The organism is Amycolatopsis sp. NPDC050768, assembly GCF_040654155.1.
Taxonomy (GTDB): domain Bacteria; phylum Actinomycetota; class Actinomycetes; order Mycobacteriales; family Pseudonocardiaceae; genus Amycolatopsis.
The window spans coordinates 136,150-151,926 of record NZ_JBFAHL010000026.1 but is presented as its reverse complement, the minus strand read 5'-3'; the positions used below and the strand labels follow the sequence as shown (position 1 = coordinate 151,926).

16 protein-coding genes are annotated in these 15,777 nt (G+C 70.9%); 8 read left to right on the top strand and 8 right to left on the bottom strand.

Annotated features, from left to right (window positions below; translation table 11 throughout):
- The first annotated feature begins 128 nt into the window (after positions 1-128).
- The gene (locus tag AB0H62_RS46540) at positions 129-722 is read left to right on the top strand and encodes a TetR/AcrR family transcriptional regulator (RefSeq protein ID WP_360592529.1); all 594 of its coding nucleotides are present in this window, start codon (positions 129-131) and stop codon (positions 720-722) included.
- Between the two features lie 55 nt (positions 723-777).
- On the opposite strand, the gene AB0H62_RS46535 is transcribed toward AB0H62_RS46540, so the two are convergent.
- Both AB0H62_RS46535 and AB0H62_RS46530 read right to left on the bottom strand, forming a co-directional pair.
- Positions 778-1,881 (bottom strand): Gfo/Idh/MocA family oxidoreductase, encoded by a 1,104-nt coding sequence (locus AB0H62_RS46535; RefSeq protein WP_360592528.1) that lies wholly within the window; start codon positions 1,879-1,881, stop codon positions 778-780.
- Positions 1,878-2,612 carry a TIM barrel protein gene (locus AB0H62_RS46530; RefSeq protein ID WP_360592526.1) on the bottom strand — a complete coding sequence of 245 codons (735 nt, stop codon included), beginning with the start codon at positions 2,610-2,612 and terminating at the stop codon, positions 1,878-1,880. Before AB0H62_RS46530 ends, AB0H62_RS46535 begins: the two co-directional genes overlap by 4 nt.
- A 190-nt stretch (positions 2,613-2,802) precedes the next feature.
- Between AB0H62_RS46530 and AB0H62_RS46525 the strand changes: the two genes are divergently transcribed.
- Positions 2,803-3,015 (top strand): three-helix bundle dimerization domain-containing protein, encoded by a 213-nt coding sequence (locus tag AB0H62_RS46525; RefSeq protein ID WP_360592525.1) that lies wholly within the window; start codon positions 2,803-2,805, stop codon positions 3,013-3,015.
- A gap of 7 nt (positions 3,016-3,022) precedes the next feature.
- Here AB0H62_RS46525 and AB0H62_RS46520 read toward each other — a convergent pair whose 3' ends face one another.
- From AB0H62_RS46520 to AB0H62_RS46495, 6 genes are all read right to left on the bottom strand, one after another.
- Positions 3,023-3,817 (bottom strand): SDR family oxidoreductase, encoded by a 795-nt coding sequence (locus AB0H62_RS46520; RefSeq protein WP_360592523.1) that lies wholly within the window; start codon positions 3,815-3,817, stop codon positions 3,023-3,025.
- 73 nt (positions 3,818-3,890) lie between these two features.
- Positions 3,891-4,598 (bottom strand): histidine phosphatase family protein, encoded by a 708-nt coding sequence (locus tag AB0H62_RS46515; RefSeq protein ID WP_220238992.1) that lies wholly within the window; start codon positions 4,596-4,598, stop codon positions 3,891-3,893.
- 38 nt (positions 4,599-4,636) lie between these two features.
- On the bottom strand, positions 4,637-4,759 hold the full coding sequence (locus tag AB0H62_RS46510) for a hypothetical protein (protein WP_360592522.1): 123 nt from the start codon (positions 4,757-4,759) through the stop codon (positions 4,637-4,639).
- A gap of 2 nt (positions 4,760-4,761) precedes the next feature.
- Positions 4,762-5,625 (bottom strand): hypothetical protein, encoded by an 864-nt coding sequence (locus AB0H62_RS46505; protein ID WP_360592521.1) that lies wholly within the window; start codon positions 5,623-5,625, stop codon positions 4,762-4,764.
- A gap of 40 nt (positions 5,626-5,665) precedes the next feature.
- Positions 5,666-6,217 (bottom strand): GNAT family N-acetyltransferase, encoded by a 552-nt coding sequence (locus tag AB0H62_RS46500; RefSeq protein ID WP_255637772.1) that lies wholly within the window; start codon positions 6,215-6,217, stop codon positions 5,666-5,668.
- Positions 6,218-6,353: 136 nt separating this feature from the next.
- Complete coding sequence (locus AB0H62_RS46495) at positions 6,354-7,091, bottom strand: FadR/GntR family transcriptional regulator (protein ID WP_220238990.1); 738 nt, start codon at positions 7,089-7,091, stop codon at positions 6,354-6,356.
- A gap of 225 nt (positions 7,092-7,316) precedes the next feature.
- Here AB0H62_RS46495 and AB0H62_RS46490 point away from each other — a divergent pair, with 225 nt between their 5' ends.
- The 6 genes from AB0H62_RS46490 to AB0H62_RS46465 are packed head-to-tail and all read left to right on the top strand — an operon-like array spanning position 7,317 to position 15,771.
- A complete protein-coding gene (locus tag AB0H62_RS46490) occupies positions 7,317-8,930 on the top strand; it encodes an ABC transporter substrate-binding protein (protein WP_220238989.1) in 1,614 nt (537 codons plus the stop codon).
- 19 nt (positions 8,931-8,949) lie between these two features.
- On the top strand, positions 8,950-9,909 hold the full coding sequence (locus AB0H62_RS46485; protein ID WP_220238988.1) for an ABC transporter permease: 960 nt from the start codon (positions 8,950-8,952) through the stop codon (positions 9,907-9,909).
- Positions 9,909-11,876 carry a dipeptide/oligopeptide/nickel ABC transporter permease/ATP-binding protein gene (locus tag AB0H62_RS46480; protein ID WP_360592520.1) on the top strand — a complete coding sequence of 656 codons (1,968 nt, stop codon included), beginning with the start codon at positions 9,909-9,911 and terminating at the stop codon, positions 11,874-11,876. The genes AB0H62_RS46485 and AB0H62_RS46480 overlap by 1 nt, the downstream gene beginning before the upstream one ends.
- Complete coding sequence (locus AB0H62_RS46475) at positions 11,873-12,838, top strand: ABC transporter ATP-binding protein (RefSeq protein ID WP_360592518.1); 966 nt, start codon at positions 11,873-11,875, stop codon at positions 12,836-12,838. The genes AB0H62_RS46480 and AB0H62_RS46475 overlap by 4 nt, the downstream gene beginning before the upstream one ends.
- The gene (locus AB0H62_RS46470; protein ID WP_360592516.1) at positions 12,835-13,764 is read left to right on the top strand and encodes a dihydrodipicolinate synthase family protein; all 930 of its coding nucleotides are present in this window, start codon (positions 12,835-12,837) and stop codon (positions 13,762-13,764) included. Before AB0H62_RS46475 ends, AB0H62_RS46470 begins: the two co-directional genes overlap by 4 nt.
- Positions 13,765-15,771 (top strand): beta-galactosidase, encoded by a 2,007-nt coding sequence (locus tag AB0H62_RS46465; protein WP_360592515.1) that lies wholly within the window; start codon positions 13,765-13,767, stop codon positions 15,769-15,771.
- The last annotated feature ends 6 nt before the right edge of the window (positions 15,772-15,777 follow it).

The window sequence follows — 15,777 nt, the reverse complement described above, 5'->3', positions numbered from 1 at the left end:
GGGCGGTGCGATCGGCCCCCGGCCGATCCGACCGCCCCATCCGGAAGCCGGCTCAGAGGCGATCTCGCCGCCCCGGCGGAGCCGGGGCAGAATTGCAGCATGCGACCCGCCGAACCGAGCACGCTCCCGTGACCGGGGGTTACCTGAAGGGCCGGATCCGCCGCGAGGACATCATTTCCGCGGCCGCCGTGGTGTACGGCGAGGCCGGCTACCACGGTTCGTCGCTGCGGGAGATCGCGAAGCGTGTCGGCATCAGCCACGCCGGGCTGTTGTACTACTTCCCCACCAAGGAAGCGCTGCTCGCCGCCGTGCTCGAACGCCGTGACGCCGAGGACTCCGAGCGCGAGCAGCTGACTGTGCCGCCCGGGCTGGAGGTGCTGCGGCACTTCGTCGCGCTGGCCGAGCACAACGTGCGCCACCCGGGCATCGTCGACCTGTACTCGCGGCTGGCGGCCGAGGCCGTGGCGCCCGACCACCCGGCGCACGAGTACTTCGTGGAGCACTACCGGCAGGCGCGCGAAAGCGTGATCGGCTCGTTCCGGCTGCTGGCCACGACGGGCGAGCTTCGCGAGGGCGTGGACCCGGACTTCGCGGCGCTCACGTTCATCGCGCTCATGGACGGGCTGCAGGTCCAATGGCTCACCACCCCCGGCGACGTCGACCTCGTCGGCTCCTTGCGGTTCTACCTGCGCACCTTGCTCACCGTCCCCCTCGAAGACTGACCATGGTCCGTGAAGGGCACCTCCCCCGAAGTGCCCTTCACGGACCGCCGGCCCGCTAGAGCGTGCGGGCGTAGGGGTCCCAGCCGTCCGGCAGGGCGGGCGGGACCTCGACGGTGCTGGCCACCTCCACGGACTGGCCGCGCGTGATCGACTCGTCGATGGCGAGCATCGCGTCGAGCACGTGGTAGGCCAGCTCCCCCGACGCGCGTTCCGGCACCCCGGCCCGGATCGCGCGGGCGAGCTCCAGCGCGCCCGTGCCGCGCGAGGCGGCGTGTCCTTGCGGCGCAAGCTCTTCCGGCTCGGCGGCACCCAGCAGGTGCAGCTTCGTCGGGCCGTCGAAGCGGTTCGGGTCCGGCAGTACCGCGGTGCCGAGCGCGCCCGACACCTCGACGAAACCCGTGCGCGCCAAGGCGGAATCGAAGCTCAGCACGATCTGCGCGCTGCCGCCGCGGGTGAACTCGACGAGCGCGGTCACCGTGGTCGGCACGGTCACCGCGAACTCCGTGCCGGCGCGCGGACCCGAGCCGATCACGCGCGTGTCCCGCGCGCGGCCGCCGGCGCCGGTCACCTTGAAGATCGGGCCGAACAGCTGCACGAGCTGCGTGAGGTAGTACGGCCCCATGTCCAGCAGCGGGCCGCCGCCGTGCTGGAACAGGAACTCCGGCGCCGGGTGCCAGCTCTCCGGTCCCGGCGTCTGGAACAGCGCCAGCGCCGTGCGCGGTTCGCCGATGCGGCCGGCCTCGATCGCGCGCCGTGCCGTCTGCAGGCCGGCGCCGAGCACGGTGTCCGGCGCGCTCGCCACGCGCAAACCCTTCTCCCGCGCGCGATCGAGCAGTTTGCGGCCCGTCTGGCGGTCGAGCGCGAGCGGTTTCTCCGCCCACACGCTCTTGCCCGCCTCCAGCGCCGCGAGGCCGACCTCGACGTGCGCGGCCGGGATCGTGAGGTTCACGACCAGCTCGATCTCGGGGTTCGCCAGCAGCTCCGCGACGGTTTCCCCGTGCGGCACGCCGTGTTTCGCCGCCTGCGCCTGCGCGCGGGCCACATCCAGGTCGGCGACGGAGAGCACCCGCACGTCGGGGAAGCCCGTGAGGTTCTCGAGGTAGGTGTCGCTGATGACCCCCGCGCCGATCAGGCCGACGCCGACGGGGCCGCTGGTCACTTCGCGCCCTCGGTGAGGTAAGCGAAGCTGGCGGCGATGCCTTCGAAGATGTCGCCGTCGTAACGGTCGAACTCCACCACGCGCAACGCGTCGGGCGCCGCGGCGAGAACCTCGGGGAGCGGGACGCTGCCCTGGCCCGCCGGGACCTGACCGGACGCGTCGGTGGCGAGCGCGCCGTCCTTCACGTGGATGGCGTGCACCCGGGAGCCGAGCCGGGCGAGCAGCTCGGGCGCGTTCGCCCCGCCCGCCGTGGCCCAGTAGGCGTCGACCTCCAGCGCGACGGCCGGGTCGAGCTGGTCGGCGAACACCTCGAACGCGTGGCGGCCGTCGATCCGCGACTCCAGCTCCCACCAGTGGTTGTGGTAGCCGACCTGCACGCCGTGCTCCTCGGCGACCTTCGCGGCGGCGTTGAGCGCTTCCGCGGTGGCCGTGATGTCCGCGGCGTTCTGCCACTGCTCGGGCTTCACGAGCGGGTCGATGACCACGGCGATGCCGAGCTGCTTCGCCGCGGCGAACACGGCGTGCTGGTCCTCGCCGATGAGCTTCGCGTGGGCCGTCGGGGCGGTCAGCCCGTTGGCCGGCAGACCGGCGCCGAGCGCGGCCACGTTCTCGACGACGCCGTACGGCTCGACCTGGGTGAACCCGATCGCGGCGAGGCGCCGCAGGGTGTCCGCCGGGTCGGCCGCGAACGCGTCGCGGACCGAGTACAGCTGCACGGAAGGCTTGCCCATTCCAGCTCCTTGGCTTCGCGGTTCGGCGCCAGGGGCGCCGCGTCGCCTGAATTTCTACCAGGTGGTCGAAATTGACACCAGGCGTTTGCGACAGGTCCACACGTTCGCCCGCCGTTTGAGGAGGGCCCGTGGCGGGCAGCAGTCATGAAGGGCCGAAACCACGGAAAGGGACGCGATGACCCACCAAGGCATGGACGACTTGATGGTGAAGGGCGAAGAGGAGAGCTTCTCCGCGCTGAAGTCACGGCTCGTCGACGAGTACGGCAGCTCGCGCGAACCCGAGATCAACCGCACTATCACCGCACAGCGGCAGCACTTCGACGACGCCGGCGTGCGCAGCTTCCTGCCCGTGCTCGTCGAGCGCCAGGTGCGCGACCGGCTCGGTGAGCCCCGAGGGCGCTGACGGGGCCTTACGGAAGGATCGAGTCGACGTACCCGCCGTCGACGCGGAGGGCGCCGCCGGTGGTGGCGGAGGCGAGCGGTGAGCTCAGGTACACCACGAGGTTCGCGATCTCCTCCGGCTCGATCAGCCGCTGCAGCAACGACTGGGGGCGGTGGGTCTTCATGAACTCCCGTTGCGCCTGCTCCCACGGCAGGTTCTTGTCCACGAGCTGGTAAACGAAGTCCTCGACGCCTCCGGTGTGCGTGGGACCGGCGATCACGGAGTTGACCGTGACGCCCGTCCCCGCCGCCGCTTTGGCGAAGCCGCGCGACACGCCCAGCAGCGCCGTCTTCGACATGCCGTAGTGGATCATCTCGGCGGGGATCACGACGGCCGAGTCGCTCGCGATGTTGAGCACGCGGCCCCAGCCCTGCTCGGTCATCGCGGGCAGCGTCAGGCGCGGCAGCCGCACGGCCGCGAGCACGTTGACCTCGAAGTAGCGCCGCCACTCGTCGTCGGTGATCTCCAGCGGCTCCTGCGCGCCGAAGATGCCGAGGTTGTTCACGAGGACGTCGACGCGCCCCGCACGGTCGAGGACTTGGCGCGCGCCTTCGTCGGTGGTCACGTCGCCGGCCCCGGCCACGAACTCGCCCCCCGGCACCTGGTTCTCGAGCTCCCCGATCGCCTGCGCGACGCCCGCGTCGCCGCGCCCGTTCACCACCACGCGCGCACCCGCCTTCGCGAGCCCCGCGGCGATCGCCGCGCCGATCCCCTGCGTGGACCCTGTGACGAGCGCCGTCCTGCCGTCGAGGTCGAGCTTCATGATTTCCCTTCCGGTTGCCGATGATCTTGGTGTGCCATCATCCCGCGCCGGGCACGCGCTCGCTGGGTGTCACTCACACCAGCGGCACGTCGACGAGGTGCCCGACGTCCTGCGCAACCGTCATCCGGAAGCCGCCGTCGTGGCCGCGTTCCCAGGTGCTGACCGACGCGTTGGGGATGTCGGTGCGGGCGGCCGCGGCCAGGAGGTCCGGCTCGGGCACGCCTTCCAGCACGTAGCGCAGTGCGAACACCGTCACCTCGTGCGCCACGAACAGCACGCGCAGGCCCGGTGTCTCGGCGCTCAGGTCGGCGAGCAGCGAGCGAACGCGCAGGACGACGTCGGCCCAGGACTCGCCGCCGGGTGGACGGTAGTAGAACTTGCCGAGGCGCTGCTTGCGGCGTAGTTCGTCGGGCCAACGTTCGGCGACGCCGCGGCTGGTGAGCAGGTCGAGGACGCCGAGTTCGCGGTCGCGCAGGCGCTCGTCGGCGCGCAGGCCGCCGGGGACCTCCACGCCCCCGGCGGCGGCCACGTCGAGGGCGACGCGGGCCGTGTCCAGGGCGCGCCGGTAAGGCGAGGCCACCACGAGCTGCGGCGGCTCACCCGCGAGCCACTCCCCCGCCGCCCGCGCTTGGCGCAGGCCCAGCTCGCTCAGCGGCACGTCGGCGTCGCGCTCGGCGATGTCGATGACCTCGCGGCCCGCGGCCTCGGCGGCCTCGCGCGCGACGTTGCCGGTGCTCTGCCCGTGGCGCAGCAGGCCGACCCAGTCCAGTCGTGTCGTCACAGGTCCTCAATACCCCGGACGGACGCGTGGTCACACCCTCACAGCAACGACCGCATCCGGGCCACGGCTCCCTCCGCCTCCGCGGGCGAGCGCCGTCCCAGGCCGCACGACGTGGCGAGGTCCACCAGCCGGCCCAGCGCCGTCTCGACGTGGTCGCGCACCGTCAGCTGGGCCTGCTCGTCCTGCCGCTCGTGCGCGATCCCGCGACCACGACGGCCGATCCCGCACGCAGGCGGCGCAGCGGCGCGTAGAACGCGGCGGAGGTCGGCGGCGGCTCGTCACCGCCGGACATCGGCAGGTGCACGAAGTCCAGCGGACGGCCGGCGGGCCGGCGCCGCACCACCGCGTTGGCGAGAGCCACCATCGGCGCGGCCGAGCGAGGCTGCCGCAGAGCGCGGTGGCCGAGGTCGCCGAAGCACAGGTGCACGCCGAACCGCGTGCCCTCCGGCGCCCGGGCCGCCGGGCGGGTCACCAGGAACGCCATCAGCTCGGCGACCAGCCGGCGCAGCGGCGGCGGCGCGGCGGTCACGGCGATCAACGCGAGCGGCAGCTCCAGCTGGAACACCACCCGGTCGCCCTCCGCGGCCCGCACCCGCGAGATCTGCGCGTCCGCGGCCCGCAGGAACGCGCGCGCGTGCTTGAACACCCCGAGCGGACCGAAGATGAACAACGCCATGTCGAGGTACCCCGGCACGCCCACCTGCAACGGCTCCTCCGCCGTCGCGGGAGTGCCGGAAGCACGCAGCAGCTCGAACTCCGCCAGCGCGTCGTCCGCGATGTGCAACGGAATCTGCCCGGGCTCCAGCCGCCGGGCCACGAGGCGGTCGGTGTCGTCGTAGCCGGTCCAGTCACCGTCCTTGACCACCCGCACCGCGCCGGAGCTCTTGAGCTCCTTGACCACGGGCACGAACCACTGCAAGCGCTTGCCCGTCTCACCGCCACTGATCCGGCGCAACTGCCCCGCGAGCTCGCCGCGCTGCCACCGAAACGCCTCTCCCGCGTCCGCGAACTGCGGCAGCGTCCCCACGAAGTGTCCGAAGGCCACACAACGTGTCACGACGAAGCGTTCAGAGGTCCTTGCGGTACACGAGGAAGTCGCACTGCGTCGCCAGCAGCGGCGCGAGGTGCGGGTGGGCCTCCTCGATCGTCGACTTCTCCTCGATGCGGTAGCCCAGCCGCGTGTACCAGGCGGCGAGGAACTCCTTCGACGGGTGCGTGAACGACCGCGGCACCAGCAGCTCGAGCTGCATCCGCCGCCGGCCCAGCGCACGGCAGCGGTCTTCGGCGAACCGCACCAGCTCACGCCCGATGCCCGCGCCCTGCTGCTGCGGCGCGGCGGCCAGCAGGCCGAACTCGCCCACGCCGTCGGCGACCGTCCGCACGCGCACGCAACCGACCACGTGGCCCGCCTGGCGCGCCACGGCGATCTCGCCGGCCGCGACGAGCCCGGCCACCTCGGCCGCGCTCGTCCGGTCCGCGTCGCCCGCCCACAGGCCGGCCTCGGCGGTCGAGTAGACGGCGTTCACCAGTGCGGCGACCTCGGCTGCCGGCACCTCGTCGGCCGCGGCGGACTGCGGCAGCATCTCGACCTCGACTGCGTCCAGGGCGCACCTCCTCATCGGCCGCCCAGTCTACGAACCGATCAACGCCCGGTCGCGCCGTCGATCAGTTCCGGAAGGATGTCGGCGTGCCGGCCGGACTCTCGACGAGGTGCGTGAGCACCCAGCGGACGCCATGGCACCGCCGCGAACCGCGCTACGAAGTCGCCGCCGCGGAATCCGCCTCGGCCGGCCGCGCCTCGCCGAACCCGCCGTAACGGCCGGCCTTCGCGCGCTTGCGCACCTCGTCGAAGTGCCGGTGCACGGCCTCCGCCGCGGCGTCGCCGTCGCGCGAGACCAGGGCGTCGACGATCACCTGGTGCCGCTTCGCCGTGCTCGCCGCCGAGGACACCGGTCCGCCGAGCTCGCCCTCGGCCGCGCGGTAGACGTCCCAGAACAGCCCTGTGAGTTCTCGCGCCAGGTCGAAGCCTGCTTCCGCGCAGATGAGGTCGTGGAACTCCCGGTCTGCGACCGCGGCATCCGGCCCCTTGCGGCGCATCCGCGCGACGCAGGCCTCCAGCTCGGCGATCAGCTCGGGGCGGTGCTCCGACGCGACCCGCCGGGTCAGCTCCGTCTCGATCATCTCGCGGACCTCGAGCAGGTCGCGCAGGCGCCCGGCGTCGCTGGCGCCGCGGGTGCGCGTGCGGAACAGCAGCCACGTCTGCAGGGCCTCGGAGCCGGCCGAGCCGACGAAGGTGCCGTAGCCGTGGCGGATCTCGACGATGCCGAGCGCCTGCAGCGCCTTGATCGCCTCCCGGATCGAGTTGCGGCTCACGCCGATGTCTTCCATCAGGCTGAGTTCGGTGGGCATCGGCGCGCCCGGTGGGAGGTCGCGGTCGATGATCAGGTCGATGATCCGCTTGGTGATCTCTTCACTGCGTTGCGGGCGCGCCAAAACAGTCTCCCCGGATGTTTCTTTCGTTCGCTGGCACGTCGCCATCGGAGGACATCCTACGTCATACCTCATCGAATCCCCGGTAGATCCCGGCCCGGTGGCGAAAACGCGCCGTCCCCTTGACCGGTACCCGGCTGAGTTCTAGGGTTCGGCGAAGTCATAGGACGTCCCACGTCCTACTTCTCATGACTTCTGGTGGGCGAAACACACAGTCAGGAGACATCGATGTCCCGAACCGCCATGGGGACCGGCCCCGCGTTCGACCGGCGCACGCTGCTGCGCTACGCGGGCCTCGTGGGCGCCACCGCCGCCTTCTCCTCGACGCTGGCCGCATGCGGCGGCCCCGCGTCGACGAACAAGACGGGCAGCTCCACCGATTCCCTCACCGCAGTGATCGGCTACGGCAACAACCAGTCCTGGGACCCGTTACAGACCGCCTCGGCGTTCTCCATGGCCGCCATCCTGCACAGCTACGAATCGCTCGTCGAAGGCGACCCCGTCACGCGCGCCCCGTTCCCCGGCCTCGCGAAGGCACTGCCGGCCGACGTGAGCGGCACCAGCATCAAGTTCGAGCTGCGCGACGGCGCCAAGTGGCACGACGGCCAGCCCGTGACCGCCGACGACGTGGTGTTCACCTACGCCCGCGCCCTGGACGCGAAGGAGAACGTGCTGATCCACAGCTTCTTCGCCCAGTGGCTGAAAGAAGTCAGGAAGGTCGACGACCACACCGTCGAGTTCGTGCTGAAGTTCCCCTTCCCGTACGCGCTGCAGCGGATCCAGATCTGCAAGATCCTCCCGAAGCACGTGTACGAGAACAACTGGCCGCTCGCCGTCGGCGGCAAGGTCGTGGGTTCCGGCCCGTACAAGGTCACCGAGCAGGCGCCGCTGTCGCACACCTCGTTCGAGAAGTTCGCCGACTACAACGGTCCCCGCCCCGCCGCGTACCAGAAGATGCTATGGAAGTCCATTGTGGACTCCGCCCCGCGCGTGGCCGCGATCTCCGGCGCGAAGCCCGATGCACAGATCGTGGAGAACATTCCCGCCGCCAACGCCGACCAGCTGCGCAAGGCCGGGCGCACCGTCGAGTTCGCCGACGGCGGCAACAACCTGTACCTGATGTTCAACACCGCCCACGCACCCTTCGGCGACAAGCGCGTGCGCCAGGCGCTGCACTACGCCATCGACAAGAAGAAGATGATCGACATCGGCCTGCGCGGCACCGGCACCGCGGGCACGTCGTTCATCAATCCGAAGCTGCCGCAGTCGCAGCCGGCGTCGCAGAGCTTCGCCTACGACCCGGCGAAGGCGAAGCAGCTGCTGGCCGAGGCCGGCGTCAGCAACCTGAAGATCTCCTTGTCCACCACCAACACCTCGCTGGTGCTCGACTGCGTGAAGGTGATCAAGGAGGGCTGGGACGCGATCGGCGTCGAGACCACTTTGGACTCCCAGGACACCAAGGCGCTGTTCTCCAAGCTGGACAACGGCAACGACTTCCAGGTGGTGTCCACCACGAACAACCCGATGCAGTTCGGCAACGACCCCGACCTGCTCATCCGCTACTACTACGACGCGCAGTCGCTGATGATGACGAAGTACGCGCGCTGGAACAACGCCGACACCCAGGCCCTGCTCGGGCTGCAGGACCAGGCGGCCGCGGAGCCGGACGAGACCAAGCGCAACGGGCTGTACAAGCAGCTGCTGGACCTGATCTCCGAGCAGGCCGTGATCTACCCGATCGTGTTCACCCAGCTCGGCACGGCATGGGACCCGAAGGCGATCACCGGCGTGCACGCGCAGGGCTACCCCGGCATCTACCTCAACCAGGCCAAGCCGGTCTGACGCGGGAGGACCACCCACCGTGATCGTCGTCGTGCGGATGCTGGCCTCTCGCATCCTCGCCCTGATCCCGCTGCTGCTCGGCGTGATCCTGTTCGTGTTCATCGTGATGCAGTTCTCCCCCGTGGACCCGGCGCTCGCCGCGTTCAACGGGGCGAACGCGACCGAGGCGCAGCTCGACCAGTTCCGCCAGGCCAACGGGCTGCTCGATTCCCTGCCCCTGCAGTACGTGCACTTCGTGTGGCACCTGCTGCAAGGCGACTTCGGCACCAGTGTGATCACCAAGGAGCCGGTGGGCCAGACCATCGCGACGGCGCTCCCGCTCACCGTGCAGCTCACGCTGTTCGGCCTGGTCATCGCGCTCGTGCTGTCGGTCGTGCTCGGCGTGACGTCGGCGCTGTTCCGCGGCCGCTGGCCCGACCACCTGATCCGGGTGGTCACGCTGGCGGGCGTCGCGGCGCCGGCGTTCTGGATCGCGCTGCTGCTGGTGCAGTGGCTCGCCGTGGGCAAGGGCCTGTTCCCCACCAGCGGTTACGTGAGCCCGGCCGACTCGGTCTCGGGCTGGCTCAACTCGCTCACGCTGCCGGCGATCTCGCTGTCACTGCCGGTCGCCGCGCAGCTCACGCGCGTGATCCGCACGTCGATGGTCGAGGAGCTGGACAAGGACTACGTGCGCACGGCCCGCGGCGGCGGCCTGCCGCCCGTGGTCGTGGTGGGCCGCAACGTGCTGCGCAACGCGCTGGTCAACCCGCTCACCGTGCTCGGCCTGCGCGTCGGCTACCTGCTCGGCGGCGCGGTGGTGATCGAGACGATGTTCGCGCTACCCGGCATGGGCCAGAACATGATCCAGGCCGTGCAGGACGGCGACACGGCGAAGGTCCAGGGCTTCGTGATCACCATCGCCGTGGGCTTCGTGCTCGTGAACCTCATCGTCGACGTGCTCTACCTCATCGCCAACCCGAGACTGCGGAGCCACTCCTGATGCGCCCCGTCCTGCACGCGAACCTCACCGACCGGCTCTCGCGGCCCGGCGTGCGGTTCCGGAAACTCCCGCCCACGTCCTGGCTCGCGCTGAGCCTGCTCGTGGTGCTCGCGCTGGTCGCGATCTTCGGCACGCTGCTGGCCACGCACAACCCCGACGCCCTGAGCACCGACACCGGCGGCCCGAGCGCCGAGCACTGGTTCGGCACCGACCAGTCGGGCCGCGACATCTTCTCGCGCCTGGTGGCGGGCACGCGCTGGTCGCTCGCGATCGGCCTCGGCGCCACGGTGCTCGCGCTCATCGCGGGCGTGGTGATCGGCTCGTTCGCCGCGACGTCCGGGCGCAGGACCGACGCCGTGGTGATGCGCGTGATGGACGTGATCATGGCGTTCCCCGGCATCGCGCTCGCCGCGGTGCTGGTGGCCGTGTTCGGCCGCGGCATCCTCGTGCTGATCCTCGCGATCGGATTCCTCAACATGGCCCCGGTCGCGCGGGTGGTGCGGGCCAACGTGCTCGCGCAGTACGGCGAGGACTATGTGGACGCCGAGCGCGTGATCGGCGCCAAACGGCTGTTCATCCTCGCCCGGCACGTCGCGGTCAACTGCGCTGCGCCGATCCTCGTGTACTGCACGGTGACGGTGGCCGACGCGATCGTGTTCGAGGCGTCGCTGTCGTTCATCGGCGCGGGCATCCAGCCGCCGAACCCGTCGTGGGGTTCCGTGCTCTCGGACGGCAAGGACCTCGTGCTGACCGGCGGCTGGTGGGCCACGCTGTTCCCCGGCCTGCTGATCCTGATCACGGTGCTGGCGCTCAACATCCTGTCCGAAGGCATCTCCGACGCGTGGGCCGCGCCTTCTGCCCGCAACGCGAAAGCCGGCGAGGTCGCCAAGAAGATCGAGGCGGAGAAGGCGGCCGAGAACACCGCGCCGGTGCTGCCGCTCGCGGGCCTGCTCGAAGCCGGGGAACGGCTGGCGGCGAAGGCACGTGATCTCACCGGGCGCAGGGCCGTGCTGGAGGTGAAGGACCTCGCAATCAGCTTCCCCGACCGCCACAACGGCGTGAACGTGGTCGACGGCGTGTCCTTCACCGTGCGGTCGGGCGAGGTGCTGGGGCTGATCGGCGAGTCGGGCTGCGGCAAGTCGCTCACCGCGCTGTCGATCATGGGCCTGCAGCCGGCGGCCGCGCGGCTCTCAGGCGAGGTTCTGTTCGAGGGCGAGGACCTGCTCACCATGAAGGCGGGCCCGCGCCGGCGCCACCTCGGCCACGACATCTCGATGATCTACCAGGACGCGCTGAGCTCCCTGAACCCGGCAATGACGATCCGCGCGCAGCTCAAGCAGTTCACCCGCCGTGGCAGCACTCGCACGCCGCAGGAGCTGCTGGAGCTGGTGAACCTGGATCCCGGCCGCACGCTGCGGTCCTACCCGCACGAGCTGTCCGGCGGGCAACGCCAGCGCGTGCTGATCGCCATGGCCCTGTCGCGCAGCCCCCAGCTGATCGTGGCCGACGAGCCGACCACGGCGCTCGACGTGACCGTGCAGGCGCAGATCATCAAACTGTTGCTGCGCCTGCAGGAAGAGCTCGGCTTCGCGCTCATCCTGGTGTCGCACGACCTGGCACTGGTCTCCGACGTCGCCGACCGCGTGGTGGTGATGTACGGCGGGCAGGTGGCCGAGACGGGCGCCACGGCCGAGGTCGTGGGCTCGCCGCGGCACCACTACACGCGCGGGCTACTGTCGGCCGTGCTGTCGCTGGAGGAGAACGAGGCCACGCTGACCCAGATCAAGGGCGTCGTGCCCGCCCCGGCGGACTTCCCGCCCGGGTGCCGGTTCGCCGACCGCTGCCCGGCCGCGCGCGGCCACTGCTTCGAGGTGGCCCCCGAGCGCGAGGGCAACGGGCACCTCGTCGCCTGCCACTACCCCGCCGAACGCACGACCCCGGCCGTCGTGGAAGGAGCGCAGGTATGACCCTCGTCGAAGTCGACGGCGTGCACGTGGTGCACCGCGTCCGCGCGGCGAGCCTGTTCGGGCGCGACAACGTCTACGCGCTCACCGACGCGAACCTGGAGATCGCCGCGGGCGAGACGGTGGGCGTGGTCGGCGAGTCCGGCTGCGGCAAGTCCACGCTCGCCAAGGTGCTCGTCGGGCTGCAGACACCGACACACGGCACCGTCCGCTACGGCGGCAAACCGCTGTCGGGGATGCGCCCGGCCGAGCTCGGCCGGCAGGTCGGTTTGGTCTTCCAGGACCCGGCCACGGCGCTCAACCGGCGCCTACCCGTCGCGAAGATCCTGCGCGACCCGCTCGACGTGCACCACGTGGACACGCCCGCCGAACGCGCCGAGCGCGTGCGGGAGCTGATGGGCCTGGTCGGCCTGCCGAGCAGCGTCGCCGACGCGTTGCCGGCGCAGCTTTCGGGCGGGCAACGTCAACGCGTGGCCATCGCGCGGGCGCTGGCGCTGCGGCCGGCGCTGCTCGTGGCCGACGAACCGACGTCGGCACTCGACGTGTCGGTGCGCGCCCAGATCCTCAACCTGCTCATCAACCTGCGAGAGCGGCTCGGCCTCGCGATGGTCTTCGTTTCACACGACATCCAGACCGTGCGGCGCATGAGCGACCGGATCGTGACGATGTACCTCGGCCGGATCGTCGAAGAGGCCGCCGCCGAGGACCTGCCCGGCGAAGCGCGGCACCCGTACACACGGGCGCTGTTCTCGGCCACGCCGAGCCTGCTGCACCCGATCGAACCGATCGTCCTCAGTGGACCCGTGCCCTCGGCGACCGCGCCGCCGAGCGGCTGCGCGTTCCACACCCGCTGCCCGAAGGCCACCGACGAGTGCGCTCTCGCCCTGCCGCCGCTCACCGAGGCCGCCGGGCACAGCTACCGCTGCATCCACCCAGAGATCACCACCGGAGTGAACGCCTCATGACCGCGACGAAGTTCGCCGGCATCATCCCCCCGCTGTGCACGCCGTTCAACGACGACTTCACCGTGGACACCGAGTCGCTGCGGCGCCACGTCGAGTTCCAGCTCGACGCCGGCGTCCACGGCATCTTCGTGCTCGGCTCGTCCAGCGAGGTCGCCTTCCTGCCCGACGCGCAGCGCCGCGTGACGATCGAGACGGCCGTGGATCAGGTCGCCGGCCGCGTGCCGGTGCTGGCCGGCTGTATCGACATGACGACCTTGCGCGTGGCCGAACACGTCAAGACCGCCGAGGAGGCGGGCGCCGACGCCATCGTGGTCACCGCGCCGTACTACACCCGCACGCACGTGGCCGAGATCGACCGCCACTTCCGGCTGCTGCACGAGAAGACGGCGCTGCCGATCTTCGCCTACGACATCCCGGTGGCCGTGCACACGAAGCTCGACCGCGAGCTCGTGCTGAGCCTCGCGGCCGACGGCGTGATCGCCGGTCTGAAAGACTCCAGCGGCGACGAGGCCGGCTTCCGTTTCATGCTCAAGGAGCGGCGCGAACGCGGCCTCGACACCTTCGCCGTGTTCACCGGCTCGGAGCTGCTCGTGGACTCCGCGCTCGCACTGGGCGCGGACGGCGCGGTGCCCGGGCTCGGTAACGTCGACCCGGTCGGCTACGTGCTGATCTACGACCACGTCCGCTCCGGCAACCCCCACGCGGCCCGGCGCGAGCAGGACCGCTTGCTCTCGCTGTTCACCATAACCGACGTCGCGCCGCCGAGCCGGATGGGGCGCGGCTCGGCGGCGCTGGGTGCGTTCAAGGCGTCGATGAAGATGCGCGGGTTCATCGACAACGCCGTGATGGCGCCGCCGCAGCTGCCGCTCAACGGCGACGAGCTGCTGCGCATCAAGGAGAAGCTGGCGGAAGCGGGGCTGCTCTAGATGGACCGCGTCTACTACGGCGGCGACTACAACCCGGAGCACTGGTCCCCCGAGGTGTGGGACGAGGACCTCAAGCTCATGGCCGAGGCGTCCGTCTCGATGGTGACGGTCGGGATCTTCTCGTGGGCCCAGGTGGAGCCGCGGCCGGGCGAGTACGACTTCGGCTGGTTCGACGCGGTGATGGACAAGCTCGCGGCCGGTGGCGTCGGCGCGTGCCTGGCCACCATGACGGCGTCACCGCCGCCGTGGCTTTCCCACCGGTATCCCGAGATCCTGCCGGTGCGCGTGGACGGGACCCGGCTTTCGGCGGGGGCACGACAGCAGTTCTGCCCGTCGAGCCCGGTGTACCGCGAGCACGCGGCGCGGCTGGTCGAGCAGGTGGCCACGCGCTACGCCGGGCACCCGGCGCTGAAGATGTGGCACATCGGCAACGAGTTCGGCTGCCACATCCGCGCGTGCTACTGCGAGGTCTCGGCCGCCGCGTTCCGCGACTGGCTGCGCGAGCGATACCAGAGCGTCGAGGCGCTCAACGCGGCCTGGAGCACCACGTTCTGGTCGCAGCGTTACGACGACTGGGCCGAGATCGAGCCGCCGCGCGTGGCACCGACGTTCCCGAACCCCGCGCAGCAGCTGGACTACCACCGCTTCTCCTCCGACGCGTCGCTCGGCTGCTACCTCACCGAGCGCGAGGTGCTCTCGCGGGTGACGCCGGACGTGCCGGTGACGACCAACTTCGTGGGCCTGGTGCAGAAAGCGCTCGACTGGCATTCCTGGACGCCGCACGAAGACGTGGTGAGCCTCGACTCCTATCCCGATCCCTACGATCCGCGCGGGCACGTCGAAGCAGCGTTCGCGTACGACCTCGTTCGGTCCACCAAGGACGGACAGCCGTGGCTGCTGCTGGAGCAGGCGCCGAGCGCGGTGAACTGGCGCACGCGCAACGGCCCCAAACCGCCGGGCTCGATGCGGCTGGGCAGCTGGCAGGCCGTGGCACGCGGGGCCGACGCCGTGCTGTTCTTCCAGTGGCGCCAGACGGCCGGCGGCGCCGAGAAGTTCCACTCCGCGATGGTGCCGCACGGCGGGCGGGACACGCGCACTTACCGCGAAGTGGCCGACCTCGGCCGTGAACTGGCGTCGGTGCCGCAGCTCGCGGGCAGCCGGGTGAAAGCCGACGTCGCGATCCTGCACGACTGGAACAGCTGGTGGGCCCTCGAGCTCGACTCGCACCCGTCGGACGACCTGCGGCAGCTCGACGCGCACCTGGCCCACTACGCGCCGCTCTTCGATGCCAACGTGACGTGTGACGTCGTGCGCCCGACCCGGGAACTGTCCGGGTACAAGCTCGTGGTGGTGCCGAACCTGTATCTGATGGACGCCGGCGTCGCGGAGAACCTTCGGTCCTATGTGGCCGGTGGCGGGCACCTGGTGGTGTCGTTCTTCTCCGGCATCGTCGACGAGAACGACCGCGCGTACCTGGGCGGGTACCCGGCACCGTTGCGTGACGTGCTGGGCCTGAGGGTCGACGAGTTCTGGCCGCTGCCCGAGGGCGGCTCGATCGGGCTGTCGCTCGACAGCGCTTCCCCCAAGAAGGCTTCCGCCACCGTCTGGTCGGAGTGGGTGGAGACCGAGGGCGCGGCCGTGGTGGCGACCTTCGGCCCAGGGGAGCTCGCGGGCCGCCCGGCCGTGACGCGGAACGCCTTCGGCGCCGGCGTCGCCTGGTACCTCGCCACCCGGCCCGACGCCGCCGCGATGCGCGCGTTGTTCGACCGGATCACCGCCGAGGCCGGGGTTTCGCCCGTGCTGCCCGGCCTGCCCGAGGGCGTCCAGGCCGTGGTGCGGCGCGGTGAAGACAGCCAGTACCTGTTCCTGCTCAACCACGGCGCCGAGGCGGTCACGGTCACGCTGCCCTCGCCCGCGCCCGATCTGCTCACCGATCCCGGCCGTCCGACGGAAGCGGCGCTCCTGGCCCCGCGTGGGGTGGCCGTTCTACTGGGGAGTTTCACTTAGCCGAAG

Coding starts and splice junctions, on each gene's coding strand:
- AB0H62_RS46530 (WP_360592526.1), bottom strand. CDS start 2,612: ATGGGCAAGCCTTCCGTGCAGCTGTACTCGGTCCGCGACGCGTTCGCG.
- AB0H62_RS46525 (WP_360592525.1), top strand. CDS start 2,803: ATGGACGACTTGATGGTGAAGGGCGAAGAGGAGAGCTTCTCCGCGCTG.
- AB0H62_RS46520 (WP_360592523.1), bottom strand. CDS start 3,817: ATGAAGCTCGACCTCGACGGCAGGACGGCGCTCGTCACAGGGTCCACG.
- AB0H62_RS46500 (WP_255637772.1), bottom strand. CDS start 6,217: ATGAGGAGGTGCGCCCTGGACGCAGTCGAGGTCGAGATGCTGCCGCAG.
- AB0H62_RS46490 (WP_220238989.1), top strand. CDS start 7,317: ATGTCCCGAACCGCCATGGGGACCGGCCCCGCGTTCGACCGGCGCACG.
- AB0H62_RS46480 (WP_360592520.1), top strand. CDS start 9,909: ATGCGCCCCGTCCTGCACGCGAACCTCACCGACCGGCTCTCGCGGCCC.
- AB0H62_RS46475 (WP_360592518.1), top strand. CDS start 11,873: ATGACCCTCGTCGAAGTCGACGGCGTGCACGTGGTGCACCGCGTCCGC.
- AB0H62_RS46470 (WP_360592516.1), top strand. CDS start 12,835: ATGACCGCGACGAAGTTCGCCGGCATCATCCCCCCGCTGTGCACGCCG.
- AB0H62_RS46465 (WP_360592515.1), top strand. CDS start 13,765: ATGGACCGCGTCTACTACGGCGGCGACTACAACCCGGAGCACTGGTCC.